The following is a 14463-nucleotide window of genomic DNA, read 5'->3' on the forward strand; positions in this document are numbered from 1 at the left end:
CTGCCAATATTGCGGGATTTACCCCGCGAGGGTATTGCGGACCATGCGTAAATACGAAGACGTTCAAGTTGATGCGCTGCGTCATGCGCTCGAAGAGGCTACGAAGCCGGGCGGCCGATGGAGTCGCCGCGCGCTCTCTCTCGCGGCGGGCCTCGGCCCCGACGCCGTCCGCGACATTATTTCCGGCAAGAGCAAGGCACCTGGGTTTAGAACCGTTGTAGCACTCGCTGACGTTCTAGATATATCGTCAACCGCGTTTCTTGGATTGTCAGATGAAATCGCTGATGCTCCTATGGTCCCAATACTGGGTGCCATCGAACCGGGGGTATGGCGAGAAGAGCCTCTTGGGGATCCGTCACGAGCGGAATTGATACCGGCCGTGGTAGATATCGCTCTACCCGACATCAAGCGCTTTGCTGTCCGGATGGTGGGCTTGTCTATGGATGAGCTATTTGTCCCGGACGATGTGCTCTACTGCGAATATACCAGAGAGAATGAGGTTCGTCTTAGCGCTGGCCATCTTGGCGTTATACTGCGGGAAAAGAATGGCCTGTATGAGCTTACCGCACGTGAGATAGCGATGAACGAAGTAGAGGAGGTGGCGCTGATTTCGCGCACAACCGTCCCAAGCCTGAGCTTTCAGAAGACGGTCTCTTTCAATAGCGATTATATGGCGGTGGACGGGGACGATAATGTCTATGAGGTAATAGGCATAATTAAAGGGGTGTACCGGCAGGTCCGAGGCATTGATCGCATGCGGGACGTGTCCCGCAAATAGTGCTTGACGCGGGATGTGTCCCGTATCAGAAAGAGTGTCGTGCTGGGAACTGATTATGAGCCCAAGCGCGACGCAGGTTAGATAGCGAGCTCGCTTTGGCAGCCCCCTCCATCTTCTGCGGTCAACACGTGGGAGATGCATCATGGCAACGCAGCCGCTCTATCAGTCGTACAACCCGCCCGTACCGTTCCCACCAAAACCCGATAGTTGTGTAGGCGCTTCAAAGGGGGCGGCCGCAGTTGCGGTCAATCGCGCTGTGGCGAAGCTTCCGCCGGTTGTTCGCGACGCGACTCTTGATGAGATCACGATCGCGGAGCAGGCCGCAGCGGCCATTAGGCAGGCGCACCTCTCGCTTACGCCGGCGTATGTCTCAGCGTTTCTGAAGTGGGGCGCTGCTGCCTCGGCTCTAGCGACGGAGAGCGCCAGCGATCAGGAAAGCAGCGAACGTCTCGACGTCCTGCTGGAATCGATGGATACTCTAAGTGAGACCCCGTCGGGCAACTTGGCAGACCTCGTTTTCAAGACCTACGTGCTGGCGCTCGAGGCCACTGACAGCTCGTGCTTTGGTCCGATGCGCGAGACAAGCCGCGACGAGGACTCTCTGGTGGAGAACTTGGGGTACGCGGCATATCGCGACATCCGCAATCTCGATCCTTTGCCCGCAATGCTCGATCAGCTTGGCGCGGCGGGCTGGCGTCTCTCAACCAGCACTGTGGCTTATACCCGGTCGATCGGAGACGCGATCACCGGCGCGTTTACGCGAGCAATTGCTGGCGCCGGTGAGGCCAATGCCGATATCGGCCATTTTGGCGCCGATCCGCACGCAGCGTGGCTAGCCGATCGCAATCGCGCGCAGGCCACGATCAATGCCGCTGACGAGACGCTCACCGACGAAGCCGCAGATGCGCTGAGCACTTACACGGTGAAACGGGACCTCGAGATATCCAAGACGCCTGCAACCACGCGAGATGGCGTCCTGGCGAAGCTCGCCTTGATCGCGCAGATCAGCCTTGAGGGCTGGGAGCCGAACATGGACTGGTGCGCATCGGCGCTGGTCGACGCTCAGCGCGTGGCAGGGGTTGGATCGCTCGCCGGCGCAGTCGAAGAACGCCACCGGGATATGGCGGCATGACCTGCGAGCGAACCTGTGCCAGCTGCAAGTGGTGGTCGAACGAGCAACCGCAGCTTGCCACCGCCTCTCGCCGGGCGGCGGGTGCCGATCCGGAGATCGGCACCTGCATGATTGCTCCCCCGGTCGTCGTTCGCCTTGCGGGAATACAGGGCAGCTATTTCCCAGAGACCCTCGCATCGCGCGGCTGCGGGCGCTGGGCGGGCCCGAATGGCGGCCCAAATGGTGGGGAGCGCGTAGGGCAGGGCGGGGAGGTCGACGCTACCGTCACGCCGTTCCGCAGGATCGCTGCGTGACACGGGCTCCCTATCTACTGGCGATAACGAGCCACGAGGGCCGTCAGCGCTCGGCCGGTCACACGGTACTCGGTATCCTCAATCAGCAGGCTAAGCGCTCCGGGCGCTCCGTGCAGTCCTCGGGCCAACTCGGAAATCATTTTGCCAGCGGATCCCGAAGCCAGCGCTTGCCAGCCGCCGCCCGCTATCCGCTCGATGGAAGCGAAATCGTCTGGATGAAAATTGTCGTCCATTCAGCTTTCCAAGGCCGGTCGATCAGGATCAGCGATCATCGCACGAATGTCGCTTGGACTGTAAACTGCGGTCCCGTCATCAAGTTTGATGACAATGTTATCGAGCGAGCCAGACGAGCCGGTGGCGACGAAGGCAACTGCAGACTTCAGATCGTCGCATACGGCGATTGCACGCTCTCGTTGATCACTCGCAGCCCCGAAAGGCCTGCCGTAGGGAGTCGCTGGCGCGCTCCAGGGTATGCTCTTCATAATAAATTGGCCTCTCTTTTGACCTGGCGGACGGTGCCCGCGCGTCCCCCTATGCGAACGGCGCCTACGCGGGCATCGGACGGCTCAGAAATCGACGTATCGCCAGCCGATTTCCGTGCTGCCCTTATGCTGGGCGATTGTCAGTTCAATCGGTTCCTCGCCGCAACCTTCACAATCGAACCTGATGGCCAGACCATCCCGACGACCGCTCGGGTTCATAGCGCCGTGTGCCACCGGATCGACTTTGATTTTTCCGCCCGACACCGTCGTTTCAACTACCGTCGCACGGTCCTCGCCTCTGTCGTAGACAGTAACGCCGGTGTGATGGAGGTTCGCACTACCGCAACGTGGACAAAGCAAATCAGCGGTTCCACGGCCGTACGGTCGGGTCTTAATTTCGTCACTTTGAGCCCAGGCGTTCGTCATGACTAATCCTTCCTCATTCAAATTTAGTGCGAATCTGCTATTGCGGTTTGGTCGGGGTTACACGGCGCCAGTGCGTCTCTTATCGTCGAAGCGAACGATAGGTTGTCATGATTTTGTTGAGCTCGGCAACAGCGGGCGCGATAATTTCCGGAAGGGATTTGAAGCCGCCAGTTATAGAGTTCTGACCTCGAGCAATGCCCACTGCGAATGTGATGTCCCCTCGAGATCGCAGGTAGACTTGCCGAGCACTCGAGGTTGCTACGCGCAGGTAAACGTCCGTCGTATCCGAATCCGTATCGACCGGTGTCAAGCGGCCTGCAGTGCGACCAAGTTCATCGAAGGCTACGATGAGCTCGTTGTTGTTTACTTCGGCAACCATCTCGAGCGCCTCTACCAAAGCCCGAATATGGACGAGAGACTGGTCTATTTCGTATGCTCGATTGCGACGTTCGCTCCGTCCAGCAATCCAAACCGAGGTACTGACGGTCAATATGACCCCGATGGCGGCGCCTGTCACATCGGAATTGATGAGCAGCACTCTGATGTCCTTACGAGCGTCGAGAACCCAGAGAACGCAGTAGGCAACAATCAACCCGGCAGCGCTGCCGACAGCCAAGCTCAACCGAATGGTCGGCCAATGCCATTCAACTATCCTCCGCCTAAGTTCGCTCAGCAAATTCGTCCTCCCGCTCGGCGAACAATCAACCGCCTTATTGAAGCGCGCAGGCATAGAGCACGACGTCTCTCGGGAAGGAAACAGTAATGGGAATGGCCCTGGAACGTCTGCCGGATTGGCCAGTGGCGATGAACCGTGAGGTTGCCCTCGCTTACACCGGCGTTGCGGAAGCCCAGCTGCGCGAGTGGGAGCGGCGCGGGACTGTCCGCTTCTGCATGCGCGGCCCTCATGGTGCCGCGATCGCGGCCCGATCCTCACTCGATGCCGCAGTCCAGAGCCTGTTTGCCGCCGCTGCTGACGATAGCGCGATCGAGTTCGACTGATGGCGATCGCGCGATTGCCGGCATACGTGCGGCCGATGAAGCTCGCCGGTGACAAGACCGGCTATTATTTCGAGCTGCCGGCCTGGGCACGGCCGACGAAGGATCCGAAGACCGGCAAGCTGACACCTGCTGTGCGTCACGGCCAGCCGTGCCCGGTGATCTCGACAGCGCTCGGCACCGACCTGGCGCAAGTTCACGCGAAGGGCGCGGCGCTGAACGAAGCACTGCGCGAATGGCGAACCGGCGAGATGGGGCAGGGGCGTATCGCAGAAGGCAGCGTCGCTTGGCTGTTCCAGTGGTACCGAGAGCAGGAGCGCTTCACCAAAAACAAGGCGAAGACCCGCAAGGACTACAAGGCCCTCATGGACATGCTGGTGGCCTTCGAACCGAAGGCCGGTCAACCGCCGCTCGGTAAGCGCATGGCATCCAAGGTCGACGCAACCGTCGCGGACAAGCTTTACAAGAAGCTCAAGGAGAAGGGCGATCGTCAGGCGGCCTACGCCATGCAGGTCTGCCGCCTCGTCTGGACCTGGGCGGCGCGCCATCACCGCGTGACCGGCGTGAAGGAGAACCCGTTCAAGGGCATGGGGCTGTCCAGCACGGCCGCTAAGGGCAATCGCGAGACCAGCAGGGCAGAGTACAATCTCTACCGCGAGACAGCACGTAAGCTGGGCTTCCAGTCGATGGCGACCGCCGCCGCGCTGTGCTTCGAATGCTGTCAGCGCGTCTGGGATGCGTTCGGGTTCGAGGATCCGGACGGCGTGGAGCGCCGGGGTATCGAATGGGCGGGATATCGGCCCAGCGAGGCGATCAGCTTAGTTCAATCTAAGACTGGAAACCCTGTGACTCTACCGCTGTCGATCGTTGTGCCCGGCGAGGACGGCAAACCCGAGACGGTGTCGCTCTATCCGGAGCTGGAGGAGGAGCTCGCTCGATCGCGAGCCGTTGTCGCGGCCGACGCCGAGGTCATCGTTCTCGAGGAGCGCAGTGGGAAGAAGTATCGGGAGCGGCGTATGTCGTCGGTCCATCGCAAGATCTGCGTGGAAGCCGGCCTACCAAAGGATATGACGTTCACCGGGTTCCGGCACGGCGGGATCACTGAGATTGGTGACGCTGGTGAAGACGACGTCCGTTCGGTCTCAGGTCACAAGACGCTCGCAGTCACGCGAATTTATAATAAAGCAAGTGTAGAGAAGGCCCGCAGGGTTGGGGTTGCGCGGCGCGAGCACATTCAAGCATTAGGGGCGCTACCTTTGTAGCGGAGCGACGCAATCTAGCTCGTCGATGCCTTCTTCTTTTTTGTCGACTTAGCTTTCACCTTTAGCGCCTGTTTGCCGCCGAACAATCCCGTTATGACCATTCCAATGAGGCCAATAACTGCTACAGCGGTACTGCCTGCAATGATCGCAAGGATAGTGTCGGACAACTCGAAGGTCGTCGTGCCTTTAAAGCCTGCGGCGATGAGTAGCACGCCAACGGCGACGCAGTACCAGACAACGAACCAGAAAACCCGGTTCGAGTAGCCCTCCAGCATTCCTGCTCGAACGTCGTCGACCGTCTTCTTTGCTTTGAACTGGATGAGTTCGGCCTGCGCTGACTCCAGCTCAGACGACAAAGAGCCAACGAGCTCAAGGTAGAAGCTCTCGGCATTCCCTTCAGGTTCGGCCGACGGAACGAGCGGGGCGCTCTCAATTAGGCCTGGATCAAGCCGCGGTTTGTTGGGCACGCTGAGCTAGCTCGTCGTAATGCTGCCGGATAGCAGCTTGGTCGATCACAGCGTTTTTACCGGTCGTCGAGTAAGCGTTGAACCAAGGCGTTCCTCGTTGATGGGTCAACGCGGAAAGCTGCGCCCCGCCGAGGCGGCCGTAGCGACTCCAGACGTTGGCGACTACGGCGCGCTCACGATCATTTAGATGCGCCGCATACGGCTGCGCCCGTTCATCAGAACGCCATCCAAAAACACGTGCAGCCTGGCTATCCTCGGCCGTAACCATCCGGGTCAACGGCTGCTTACCGAAGAACTTAGTATGGTCGTACAGCTCGCGGTAAACGGGGCCGAAATCCCAAGCCTCGACGGGATCCTCGATCAAGCGATCGCCATTAATTGCCCAGTTCCAGCCATTGGCCAGATATGCCAGTTTCTGAAGCTGCATCTGGGTGAGCGAGCCCAACGCGCCGGGTTGGCGAAGAAACTCGTTCGCAATTTCGACAGAGCGATAGGGCATCAGAGTCGCTCCTTTCGTCGCTTTTGTACCTGCCTACGATATAGCTACTTCCCGAGAAACAGCAAATGCCGCGACGGTCTTGTCGGAAGACCGTGTCGGAACATGTCGGGAGGACAAAGCTCCGCCACCGTGGAAATCGTTTGTTTTCATGGTGGTGGATGGTGGACGCACTTGGGCTCGAACCAAGGACCCGCTGATTAAGAGTCAGCTGCTCTACCAACTGAGCTATGCGTCCATTCCGGGGCGGTTTTGAGTGGCGCCTTGGTGTGGCGCCCCGCTGCTGGAGGCGCGCTGTTAGCAGACTCATCGGGGGCCGCAACCCCTTTTTCGTCGATCCGAGTCCGTTTTCGTCAAACTCGGCATATTTTTGCAGATTAAACCGATTTTCGAGTCACCAGCCGACCGTCTTGCGATTCTGGCGGTCGATCGACATCAGGATGCCCAGACACAGCAGCACGGTCATCTGCGCCGAGCTGCCGAAGCTGACCAGCGGTAGCGGGATGCCGACGACGGGGGCGAGGCCCATCACCATCATCAGGTTGATCGCGACGTAGAAGAAGATCGTCGTCGACAGCCCCGCCGCGGTCAGCCGGCCAAAGCGGGTCTGTGCGCGCTGGCCGACCTCGATGCCCCAGCGGATCACCAGCAGGAAGGCGAGGATGAGCAGGCAGCCGCCGACCAGCCCCCATTCCTCCGCCATCGTCGCGAAGACGAAGTCGGTATGGCCTTCGGGGAGGTAGTCGAGATGGCTCTGCGTACCCTGAAGAAAGCCCTTGCCCCAGATCCCGCCAGACCCGATCGCGATCTTTGACTGGCTGATGTGATAGCCGGTGCCGAGCGGATCGCTTTCGGGATCGAGGAAGATCAGGATGCGGTTGCGCTGATAGTCGTGGAGCAGGAAGTTGATCGACAGCGGGATCGCGATCGCCGCAGTGATCGCGCCGCCTACGAACAGCCGCAGCGGGATGCCGGCGAGGAACATGACGGTCGCGCCGCCCGAACAGATCATCAGCGCGGTGCCCAGATCGGGCTGCTTCATGACGATCGCCGCGGGGACGCCGATCAGCAGCGCGGCAGGCCAGACGCCGCCGAACCGCCGCGTCTCGCCGGGCGGGAGCATGTCGTAGAATTTCGCGGCTGCCAGCACGATCGCAGGCTTCATGAACTCGGAGGGCTGCAAGCGGATGAACCCGAGATCGAGCCAGCGCTGCGAGCCGCCCGAGACCTTGCCGAGGATCTCGACCGCGATCAGCGACAGCACGATCAGTGCATAGGCGGGGAGCGCCACCGCCTTCCAGCTGCGCTCGGGGATGTAGGAAAGGCCGATCGCGCCGGCGAGCAGCACGAAGAAGCGGATTCCCTGCGACAGCGCCCAAGGCCGCAACGAGCCGCCCGCGGCGGAATAGAGCACGACCTGCCCGAAACAGCCGATCGCGACGACCAGCAGGATCACGAGCCAGGGCAGCTTTGCGAGCGGTTCGGGGACGATCCGGTTCATCGGCGGCTGGTCATGGCTGGCGGTCCCTCGAATCGTCTTCGGCCACGCTTGCGCCGGGGGCGGTGAGCGCTTCCTGTGTCGCGTTGGCCAGGTCGGTCGCGTTCGCGACCGCGGGCGCGTCGCTCGGCACGATCGCGTCGGTCTTGGTGGCGATCGCCGCGGGTGGCGCGGATTGCGCCTTGCGATACGTCTCCGCGGTCGCGGCCATGCGCGTGCGGATGTCGCCGCCCCAGGTCGGTTCGACCTCGGCGAGCGATTTCAGCGCGCGCTCGCGGTCGAGCATATAGGTCATAATGTCGCGGCCGATCATCGGCGTGTCGAGATTGCGGACGGTATGGCCGTTATGCTCGAGCACCACCGCCAGCGCATAGCGGGGATTGTCGGCGGGGGCGAAACCGATGAACAGCGCGTGGTCGCGCATCTTGAACGGCAGCTGCCCGTTCTTGAGCACGCCCGAGCGTCGTTCGGCCATCGTGATGCGGCGGACCTGCGCGGTGCCGGTCTTGCCCGCAATCGCGACGCCGGGGATGAGCAGTTTCGCCGCACCGCCGGTGCCGCCCTGGTTGATCACGCCGAACATCGCATCGCGGACGCGCGCCAGATGCTCGGAATCGATTGCGAGGGCAGGGGAGTCGCGATGGACGTGGTCGGCAAGGATGCTCGGCTGCAACGCGCGCCCCGACGCCAGCCGCGCCGCCATCACCGCGAGCTGCAACGGATTGGCGAGTACATAGCCCTGGCCGATCGAGGCGTTCAGCGAATCCGCGACGGTCCAGTCGTGCTTGTACTTCTTCAGCTTCCACGCCGGATCGGGGACCGTGCCGTAACGCTGCGTCGAGAAGGGCAGGTCGAACTTCTGGCCGAGTCCCAGCGTGCGCGCGACGGGCGCGATCGCGTTGTAGCCGACGCGGCGCGCCATCTCGTAGAAATAGATGTCGCAGCTCTGCATGATCGCGTTTTTCAGATCGAGCGGGCCGTGGCCGCTTTTCTTGTGGCAATGGAACACGCTGGTCCCGAGCCGCATCGCGCCCGAACAATTGACGCGCGCAGACGGGTCGATGCCCGCGTTCATCAGCGCGAGCCCGTTCATCGGCTTGACGGTCGAGCCCGGCGGATAGAGCCCCTGCGTCACCTTGTTCATCAAGGGCACGTGATCGTCGTCGCTCAGCATCTGCCATTCGAGATGGCTGATCCCGTCCGAAAAGCTGTTCGGATCATAGGCGGGCATCGACACCATCGCGAGCATCTCGCCGGTGCGACAGTCGATCACGACGACCGACCCGGAATTGGTGCCAAGCCGCCGCGCGGCATATTCCTGAAGCCCCACGTCGATCGTGAGGCGCGCAGTCTTGCCCGGCACGTCGGGTTTGGTCGCGAGTTCGGCGACCAGCTTGCCGCGCGCGGTGACCTCGACTCGCTTGGCGCCGGCGACACCGCGCAGCTCGGTCTCGAGCATCTTCTCGAGCCCGTCCTTGCCAAGCTTGAAGCCGGGCGTGACGAGCAGCGGGTCGCGCGTCTTCTTATACTGCTCGGCATTGGGCACGCCGACATAGCCGGTCAGATGCGCGACCGCGGCGCCTGCGGGATAGCTGCGCGCGAAGCCGCGCGTCGGCGCGACGCCGGGCAGTTCGGGCAGGCGGACGCTGACCGCGGCAAACCGCTCCCAGTCGAGATTCTCGGCGACCTGGACGGGCTGGAAGCCGGCGGCGTGCTCGAGGTCGATCGCGATCCGTTCGACTTCCTCGGGTGGCAGTTGCAGGATGCGGCCGAGCAGCGGCAGCACGCGCTCCTTGTCGCGGAGGCGATCGGGGATGATGTCGACGCGGAAATCGGTGCGGTTGTTGGCGATCGGCACGCCGTGGCGGTCGACGATCCAGCCGCGCCGCGGGGGCAGCAGCGTCATGTTCACGCGGTTGCTCTCGGACAGCATCGTGTAGCGCTCGTTCTGCGCGACCGACAGCCAAGCCATCCGCCCCGCAAGCAGCAACCCGACGCCGCCTTGCGCCGCGCCCAGCATCCAGGCGCGGCGCGAGAAGCTGTACGCCTGCGACATCTCGGTGACGATCCGCGGCGTGCTCCTCATTCGGCACCACGCTTGTTCTGGATCGCCGCGACGATGCGCGCGGCCAGCGGGAAGGTGAGGATGGTTACCGCGATCTGCGCGATCAGGATCGTGTCGACATGCGCACCGACCGGGACCGCGATGAACCGGCCGACGATAATGCACAGCGCGATCAGACCACTCGCGATCAGCCAGTCCTGCCAATGGTCGCGAAAGGCGAGGCGCTGTTCGAGCATGTCGATCGCGACGAACGCGAGCGACCACATCAGTACCGCGCTGCCGAGCGGCTGGCCGCTGACCAGATCGTCGAAAAAGCCGAGCGGTGCGGCTGCCCAGGGCCGGAACGCGAACCGTGCGAGCAGTCGCCACGCCAGCAGCATGACGAACCCGAACGGGGGGAGCAGCGGGATCGTCGCGACCACCGGGATGATCGTGATCAGCGATCCCGCCATCACCGTCGCCCACGGAATTGCGCGCGCGCGGCTGGCGGGCAGTTTGGTCTCGAACGGCTTGTAATCGACGCTGTCGACGACGCGGGGGCGGCTCATCGCTCGGCGCTCACTGTTGTGCGATCGGGCGGGGCGGGGGGACGGGCATGAACACGTTCTCGACCAGCGCGAAATCGAGCGTGTCGGGATCGGCGAAGGTCCGTGCCATCACCGAATCCGAGCCCGCCTTGGCGACGCGCGCGACGGGTACGCCGGGGCCGTAGATGCCGCCGGTGCCAGTCGTCACGAACAGGTCGCCCGCGTTGAAGCGCACGTTGGTCGCGTTGACCGAGCGGATGTCGACCATCCCGTCGCCGCGCCCGGCCGCGATCGCTGGCAGGCCGTCGCGCGTGCGGCGGACGGGGACGATGCTGTCGCCGTCGCTGAGCAGCAGCACGCGCGCGGCGTTGGGCCCGGTCTCGACGACGCGGCCGATCAGCCCGTCGGGGCCGCGCACCGGCATGCCGGGCTTCACGCCGCTCCACCGGCCCGCGTTGAGCAACGCGTAACGCCGACCGCTCGACGCGCTCGAGCTGACCAGCCGGGCGGTCACGACGGGTTCCGCCGCGCGGTCGCGGATCGCGAGCAGGCTGCGCAGTCGGCGATTGTCATAGGCGATCGTCCGCGCGCGCATCAGCAGCGCCCGCGTCCGGTCGCGGTCTGCCCGCAGCGCGACATTCTCCTGCTTCACGAAGAAATACTGGCCGATTGCCTCGGGGATGCCGGCGATGCCCGAGCCGACCGTCGCAAGCCCAGTCGACACCGGTGCCGTCACGCCTGCGACCCCCATCCGCAGCGCGGAGAAGGCGGGCGGATTGAAGGTCGACGCGACAAGCAGCACCAGGCCCACCACCGCACCAGCGACGGCGAGCACATAGCCCATGAACACACCATATTGCCGGCGCCGGGAAAACCCCGTGCGCCGGTCGCGGGCTGGCGCCATGCGCCTGTCCCCCTGTCTCGGGCGCCGCCGAAGCGCGGAGGGATATCCCCCCGCGACTCGGACGACGCGATTTCGTGTCCGCGTGTCTTAAAGCAAAACCAACCTGTTAGCCGCTCATCAGCACGCCGCGGAACAACGGATCCTCGAGCGCGCGGCCGGTACCGAGCGCGACGCAGGTCAGCGGGTCCTCGGCGACCGTCACCGGCAGCCCGGTCTCGTCGCGCAGCACCTCGTCGAGCCCCTGCAGCAGCGCGCCGCCGCCGGTCAGCACGATGCCCTGATCGACGATGTCCGCGGCGAGCTCGGGCGCGGTGTTCTCGAGTGCGACGCGGACGCCCTCGACGATCGTCGCGACCGGCTCGCTGAGCGCCTCCGCGATCTGGCCCTGGTTGATCTGGATCTCTTTCGGCACGCCGTTGACGAGATCACGGCCCTTGATCTGGATGATCATGCCGATGCCGTCGACCGGCGGCTTGGCGATGCCGACTTCCTTCTTGATCCGCTCCGCGGTCGCTTCGCCGATCAGCAGGTTATGGTTGCGGCGGACATAGGAGACGATCGCCTCGTCCATCTTGTCACCGCCGACGCGCACCGACGTCGTGTAGGCGAGGCCGCGCAGCGAGAGCACCGCGACTTCGGTCGTGCCGCCGCCGATGTCGACGACCATCGAGCCGATCGGCTCGGTGACGGGCATGTCCGCGCCGATCGCCGCCGCCATCGGCTCCTCGATCAGCCAGACCTGCGACGCGCCCGCGTTCGACGCGGCATCGCGGATCGCGCGGCGTTCGACCTTGGTGGAGCCCGACGGCACGCAGATTACGATCTCGGGCCAGCGCGCGAACTTGCGCGGCCCGTGCACCTTTTGGATGAAATACTTGATCATCTGCTCGGCGACGTCGATGTCCGCGATCACGCCGTCGCGCAAAGGCCGGATCGCCTCGATGTTGCCCGGCGTCTTGCCCATCATCATCTTGGCGTCGTCACCGACCGCCTTGACGCGCTTGATCCCGTTGATCGTCTCGACGGCGACCACCGACGGCTCGTTCAGGACGATGCCGCGGCCACGGACGTAGACGACGGTGTTCGCGGTGCCGAGGTCGATCGCCATGTCGTGCGACATGAACTTGAAGAAACGCGAGTAGAAGGCCATTCAATCAGGGTCCCGTAATCCTGGCCGCCGGACGGGCGGCATTTCGCACACATCATCTCGCGGGACCCGCCGGTGGTTTCGAGCACCGGGTGCCTAAATAAGCGGGCGTTTGCGGGTCGCGGGATGCCGTCGCTTGGTCTAGACGGAAACCCATGTCAATACGGCGCCTCCCCGAGCATCTGGTCAATCGCATCGCCGCCGGTGAAGTGGTGGAAAGACCCGCCAGCGCGTTGAAGGAGTTGGTCGAAAACGCGATCGATGCAGGCGCGGGGCGGATCGCAATTCTCCTCGTCGAAGGGGGGACGTCGCGGATCGAAGTCGCCGACGATGGCTGCGGGATGACGCCGGCCGACATGGCGCTCGCGCTGGAGCGGCATGCAACCTCGAAGCTGCCCGACGAATATATCGAATCGGTCGTAACGCTCGGTTTTCGCGGCGAGGCGTTGCCCTCGATCGCGAGCGTCGCAAGGCTGACGATCGAAAGCCGGATCCGCGGCGCCGAAGGCTGGGCACGGACCGTCGACAATGGCCAGGTCACGCGCGAAGGCCCCGCCGCGCTCCCGCCCGGCACGCGCGTCGTGGTCGAGGACCTGTTCGCGCGCGTCCCCGCCCGCCGCAAGTTTCTACGCTCCCCCCGCGCGGAATATGCCGCCTGCCTCGACGTCGTCCGCCGGCTCGCGATGGCCCGGCCCGACATCGGCTTCACGCTCGAGCATGACGGCCGCCGCGCGCTGTCGGCGATGCAGGTCGAGGATCGGCCGGGCCGGGTGGCGACGCTCACCGACCGCGCGCTCGCCGACAATGCGGTGGCGATCGATCTGGAGCGCGAGGGCGTCGTGCTGGGCGGCGTCGCGAGTATCCCGACCTACAACCGCGGCATCGCCGACCACCAATATCTGTTCGTCAACGGCCGGCCCGTGAAGGACCGCCTGCTGATGGGCGCGATCCGCGGCGCCTATGCCGAGATGCTCCCGCGCGACCGCCACGCGGTCGTCGCGCTGTTCCTCGACATCCCGACCGACCAGGTCGACGTCAACGTCCACCCCGCCAAGACCGAAGTCCGCTTCCGTGACCCCGCCATGGTGCGCGGCCTGATCGTCTCGGGCCTCCGCCGCGCGCTCGACGCGGCGGGCCATCGCAGCCAGCGCGCCTCCGAATCCGCACTGTCGATGTGGCAACAAGAAAATTCCTCTCCCCCCGGGGGAGAGGAAGGGGCCCGTCCGCAAAGCGGATGGGAAGGTGAGGGCACGCCCCAAAGGCTACCGCGCGAAAACCGCCACTACGGCGCGGTCAACGACGCGCGCGCCACCTTCTTCGCCGCGCCCCCGCAGGCGCGCGCCGAACCCGCCTGGACACCCCCGCCACAAACCGCATCCTTCCCGATGGGCGTCGCGCGCGGCCAGGTCGCCAAGACCTATATCGTTGCCGAAGCGGAAGACGGGCTCGTCCTCGTCGACCAACACGCCGCGCACGAACGCCTCGTCCTCGAACGCATGCGCGCGGCATTGATCGGCGGCACGATCGCCAGCCAGGCGTTGCTGATCCCCGAAGTCGTCGAACTGGACGAATCCGCCTGCGACCGCCTCGAAGCGCGCGCCGAGGAACTGTCGGACTTCGGCCTCGATCTCGAACGCTTCGGCCCGCACGCGATGCTGGTCCGCGCGACGCCCGCGCTGCTCGGCCAGAGCAACCCCAAGGGCCTCGTCACCGACCTCGCCGATGAACTCGCCGCCTTCGACGAGGCCTTGTCGTTGAAGGAGCGTCTCGACGCGGTGGCGGGGACGATGGCGTGCCACGGCTCGGTCCGTGCCGGCCGTATCCTGTCGGTCACCGAAATGAACGCGCTGCTCCGCGAGATGGAGATCACGCCGCACTCCGGCCAATGCAACCACGGCCGCCCGACCTGGGTGAAGCTCGCACACGGCGACATCGAGAAGCTGTTCGGGCGGAAGTGAGGAGAAAGACGGCGCTTGGTGTCGACGGGCGG

15 protein-coding genes and 1 tRNA gene are annotated in these 14463 nt (G+C 64.0%); 5 read left to right on the top strand and 11 right to left on the bottom strand.

The window, feature by feature from the left end:
• Nucleotides 1-43 precede the first annotated feature (43 nt).
• Both C8J26_RS20135 and C8J26_RS12845 read left to right on the top strand, forming a co-directional pair.
• Complete coding sequence (locus tag C8J26_RS20135) at nt 44-778, top strand: helix-turn-helix domain-containing protein (protein WP_146168835.1); 735 nt, start codon at nt 44-46, stop codon at nt 776-778.
• A 142-nt stretch (nt 779-920) separates the two neighbouring features.
• Nucleotides 921-1910, top strand: a complete 990-nt coding sequence (locus tag C8J26_RS12845; RefSeq protein WP_146168836.1) for a hypothetical protein — start codon at nt 921-923, stop codon at nt 1908-1910.
• A 307-nt stretch (nt 1911-2217) separates the two neighbouring features.
• On the opposite strand, the gene C8J26_RS12850 is transcribed toward C8J26_RS12845, so the two are convergent.
• From C8J26_RS12850 to C8J26_RS12855, 3 genes are all read right to left on the bottom strand, one after another.
• Nucleotides 2218-2436 carry a hypothetical protein gene (locus C8J26_RS12850; protein ID WP_107958524.1) on the bottom strand — a complete coding sequence of 73 codons (219 nt, stop codon included), beginning with the start codon at nt 2434-2436 and terminating at the stop codon, nt 2218-2220.
• A gap of 333 nt (nt 2437-2769) precedes the next feature.
• A complete protein-coding gene (locus C8J26_RS20140) occupies nt 2770-3111 on the bottom strand; it encodes a hypothetical protein (RefSeq protein ID WP_146168837.1) in 342 nt (113 codons plus the stop codon).
• A gap of 79 nt (nt 3112-3190) precedes the next feature.
• Entirely contained in the window at nt 3191-3649 is a 459-nt protein-coding gene (locus C8J26_RS12855) for a hypothetical protein (RefSeq protein ID WP_208631392.1), read from the bottom strand.
• Between the two features lie 224 nt (nt 3650-3873).
• On the opposite strand from C8J26_RS12855, the gene C8J26_RS12860 reads away from it, so the two are divergent.
• Both C8J26_RS12860 and C8J26_RS12865 read left to right on the top strand, forming a co-directional pair.
• On the top strand, nt 3874-4110 hold the full coding sequence (locus C8J26_RS12860) for a hypothetical protein (protein WP_107958528.1): 237 nt from the start codon (nt 3874-3876) through the stop codon (nt 4108-4110).
• On the top strand, nt 4110-5369 hold the full coding sequence (locus C8J26_RS12865) for a tyrosine-type recombinase/integrase (RefSeq protein ID WP_107958530.1): 1260 nt from the start codon (nt 4110-4112) through the stop codon (nt 5367-5369). The genes C8J26_RS12860 and C8J26_RS12865 overlap by 1 nt, the downstream gene beginning before the upstream one ends.
• A gap of 14 nt (nt 5370-5383) precedes the next feature.
• On the opposite strand, the gene C8J26_RS12870 is transcribed toward C8J26_RS12865, so the two are convergent.
• The 8 genes from C8J26_RS12870 to C8J26_RS12905 form a co-directional block, all read right to left on the bottom strand.
• On the bottom strand, nt 5384-5836 hold the full coding sequence (locus tag C8J26_RS12870; RefSeq protein ID WP_107958532.1) for a hypothetical protein: 453 nt from the start codon (nt 5834-5836) through the stop codon (nt 5384-5386).
• Nucleotides 5814-6335 (bottom strand): Panacea domain-containing protein, encoded by a 522-nt coding sequence (locus C8J26_RS12875; RefSeq protein ID WP_107958534.1) that lies wholly within the window; start codon nt 6333-6335, stop codon nt 5814-5816. The genes C8J26_RS12870 and C8J26_RS12875 overlap by 23 nt, the downstream gene beginning before the upstream one ends.
• 159 nt (nt 6336-6494) lie before the next feature.
• A tRNA-Lys gene (locus C8J26_RS12880) sits at nt 6495-6570 on the bottom strand.
• Between the two features lie 156 nt (nt 6571-6726).
• Entirely contained in the window at nt 6727-7833 is a 1107-nt protein-coding gene (rodA, locus tag C8J26_RS12885; RefSeq protein ID WP_056411114.1) for a rod shape-determining protein RodA, read from the bottom strand.
• Nucleotides 7834-7843: 10 nt separating this feature from the next.
• Nucleotides 7844-9916, bottom strand: coding sequence for a penicillin-binding protein 2 (gene mrdA, locus C8J26_RS12890; protein WP_107958537.1), 2073 nt, complete (start codon nt 9914-9916; stop codon nt 7844-7846).
• A complete protein-coding gene (mreD, locus tag C8J26_RS12895; protein WP_056411110.1) occupies nt 9913-10443 on the bottom strand; it encodes a rod shape-determining protein MreD in 531 nt (176 codons plus the stop codon). The genes mrdA and mreD overlap by 4 nt, the downstream gene beginning before the upstream one ends.
• Nucleotides 10444-10453: 10 nt before the next feature.
• Nucleotides 10454-11326, bottom strand: coding sequence for a rod shape-determining protein MreC (locus tag C8J26_RS12900; RefSeq protein WP_107958539.1), 873 nt, complete (start codon nt 11324-11326; stop codon nt 10454-10456).
• Nucleotides 11327-11432: 106 nt separating this feature from the next.
• Entirely contained in the window at nt 11433-12476 is a 1044-nt protein-coding gene (locus C8J26_RS12905) for a rod shape-determining protein (protein ID WP_055878614.1), read from the bottom strand.
• Nucleotides 12477-12628: 152 nt separating this feature from the next.
• Between C8J26_RS12905 and mutL the strand changes: the two genes are divergently transcribed.
• Nucleotides 12629-14431 carry a DNA mismatch repair endonuclease MutL gene (gene mutL / locus C8J26_RS12910; RefSeq protein ID WP_107958541.1) on the top strand — a complete coding sequence of 601 codons (1803 nt, stop codon included), beginning with the start codon at nt 12629-12631 and terminating at the stop codon, nt 14429-14431.
• The last annotated feature ends 32 nt before the right edge of the window (nt 14432-14463 follow it).

The sequence above is a fragment of the Sphingomonas aurantiaca genome, from assembly GCF_003050705.1.
GTDB lineage: Bacteria > Pseudomonadota > Alphaproteobacteria > Sphingomonadales > Sphingomonadaceae > Sphingomonas > Sphingomonas aurantiaca.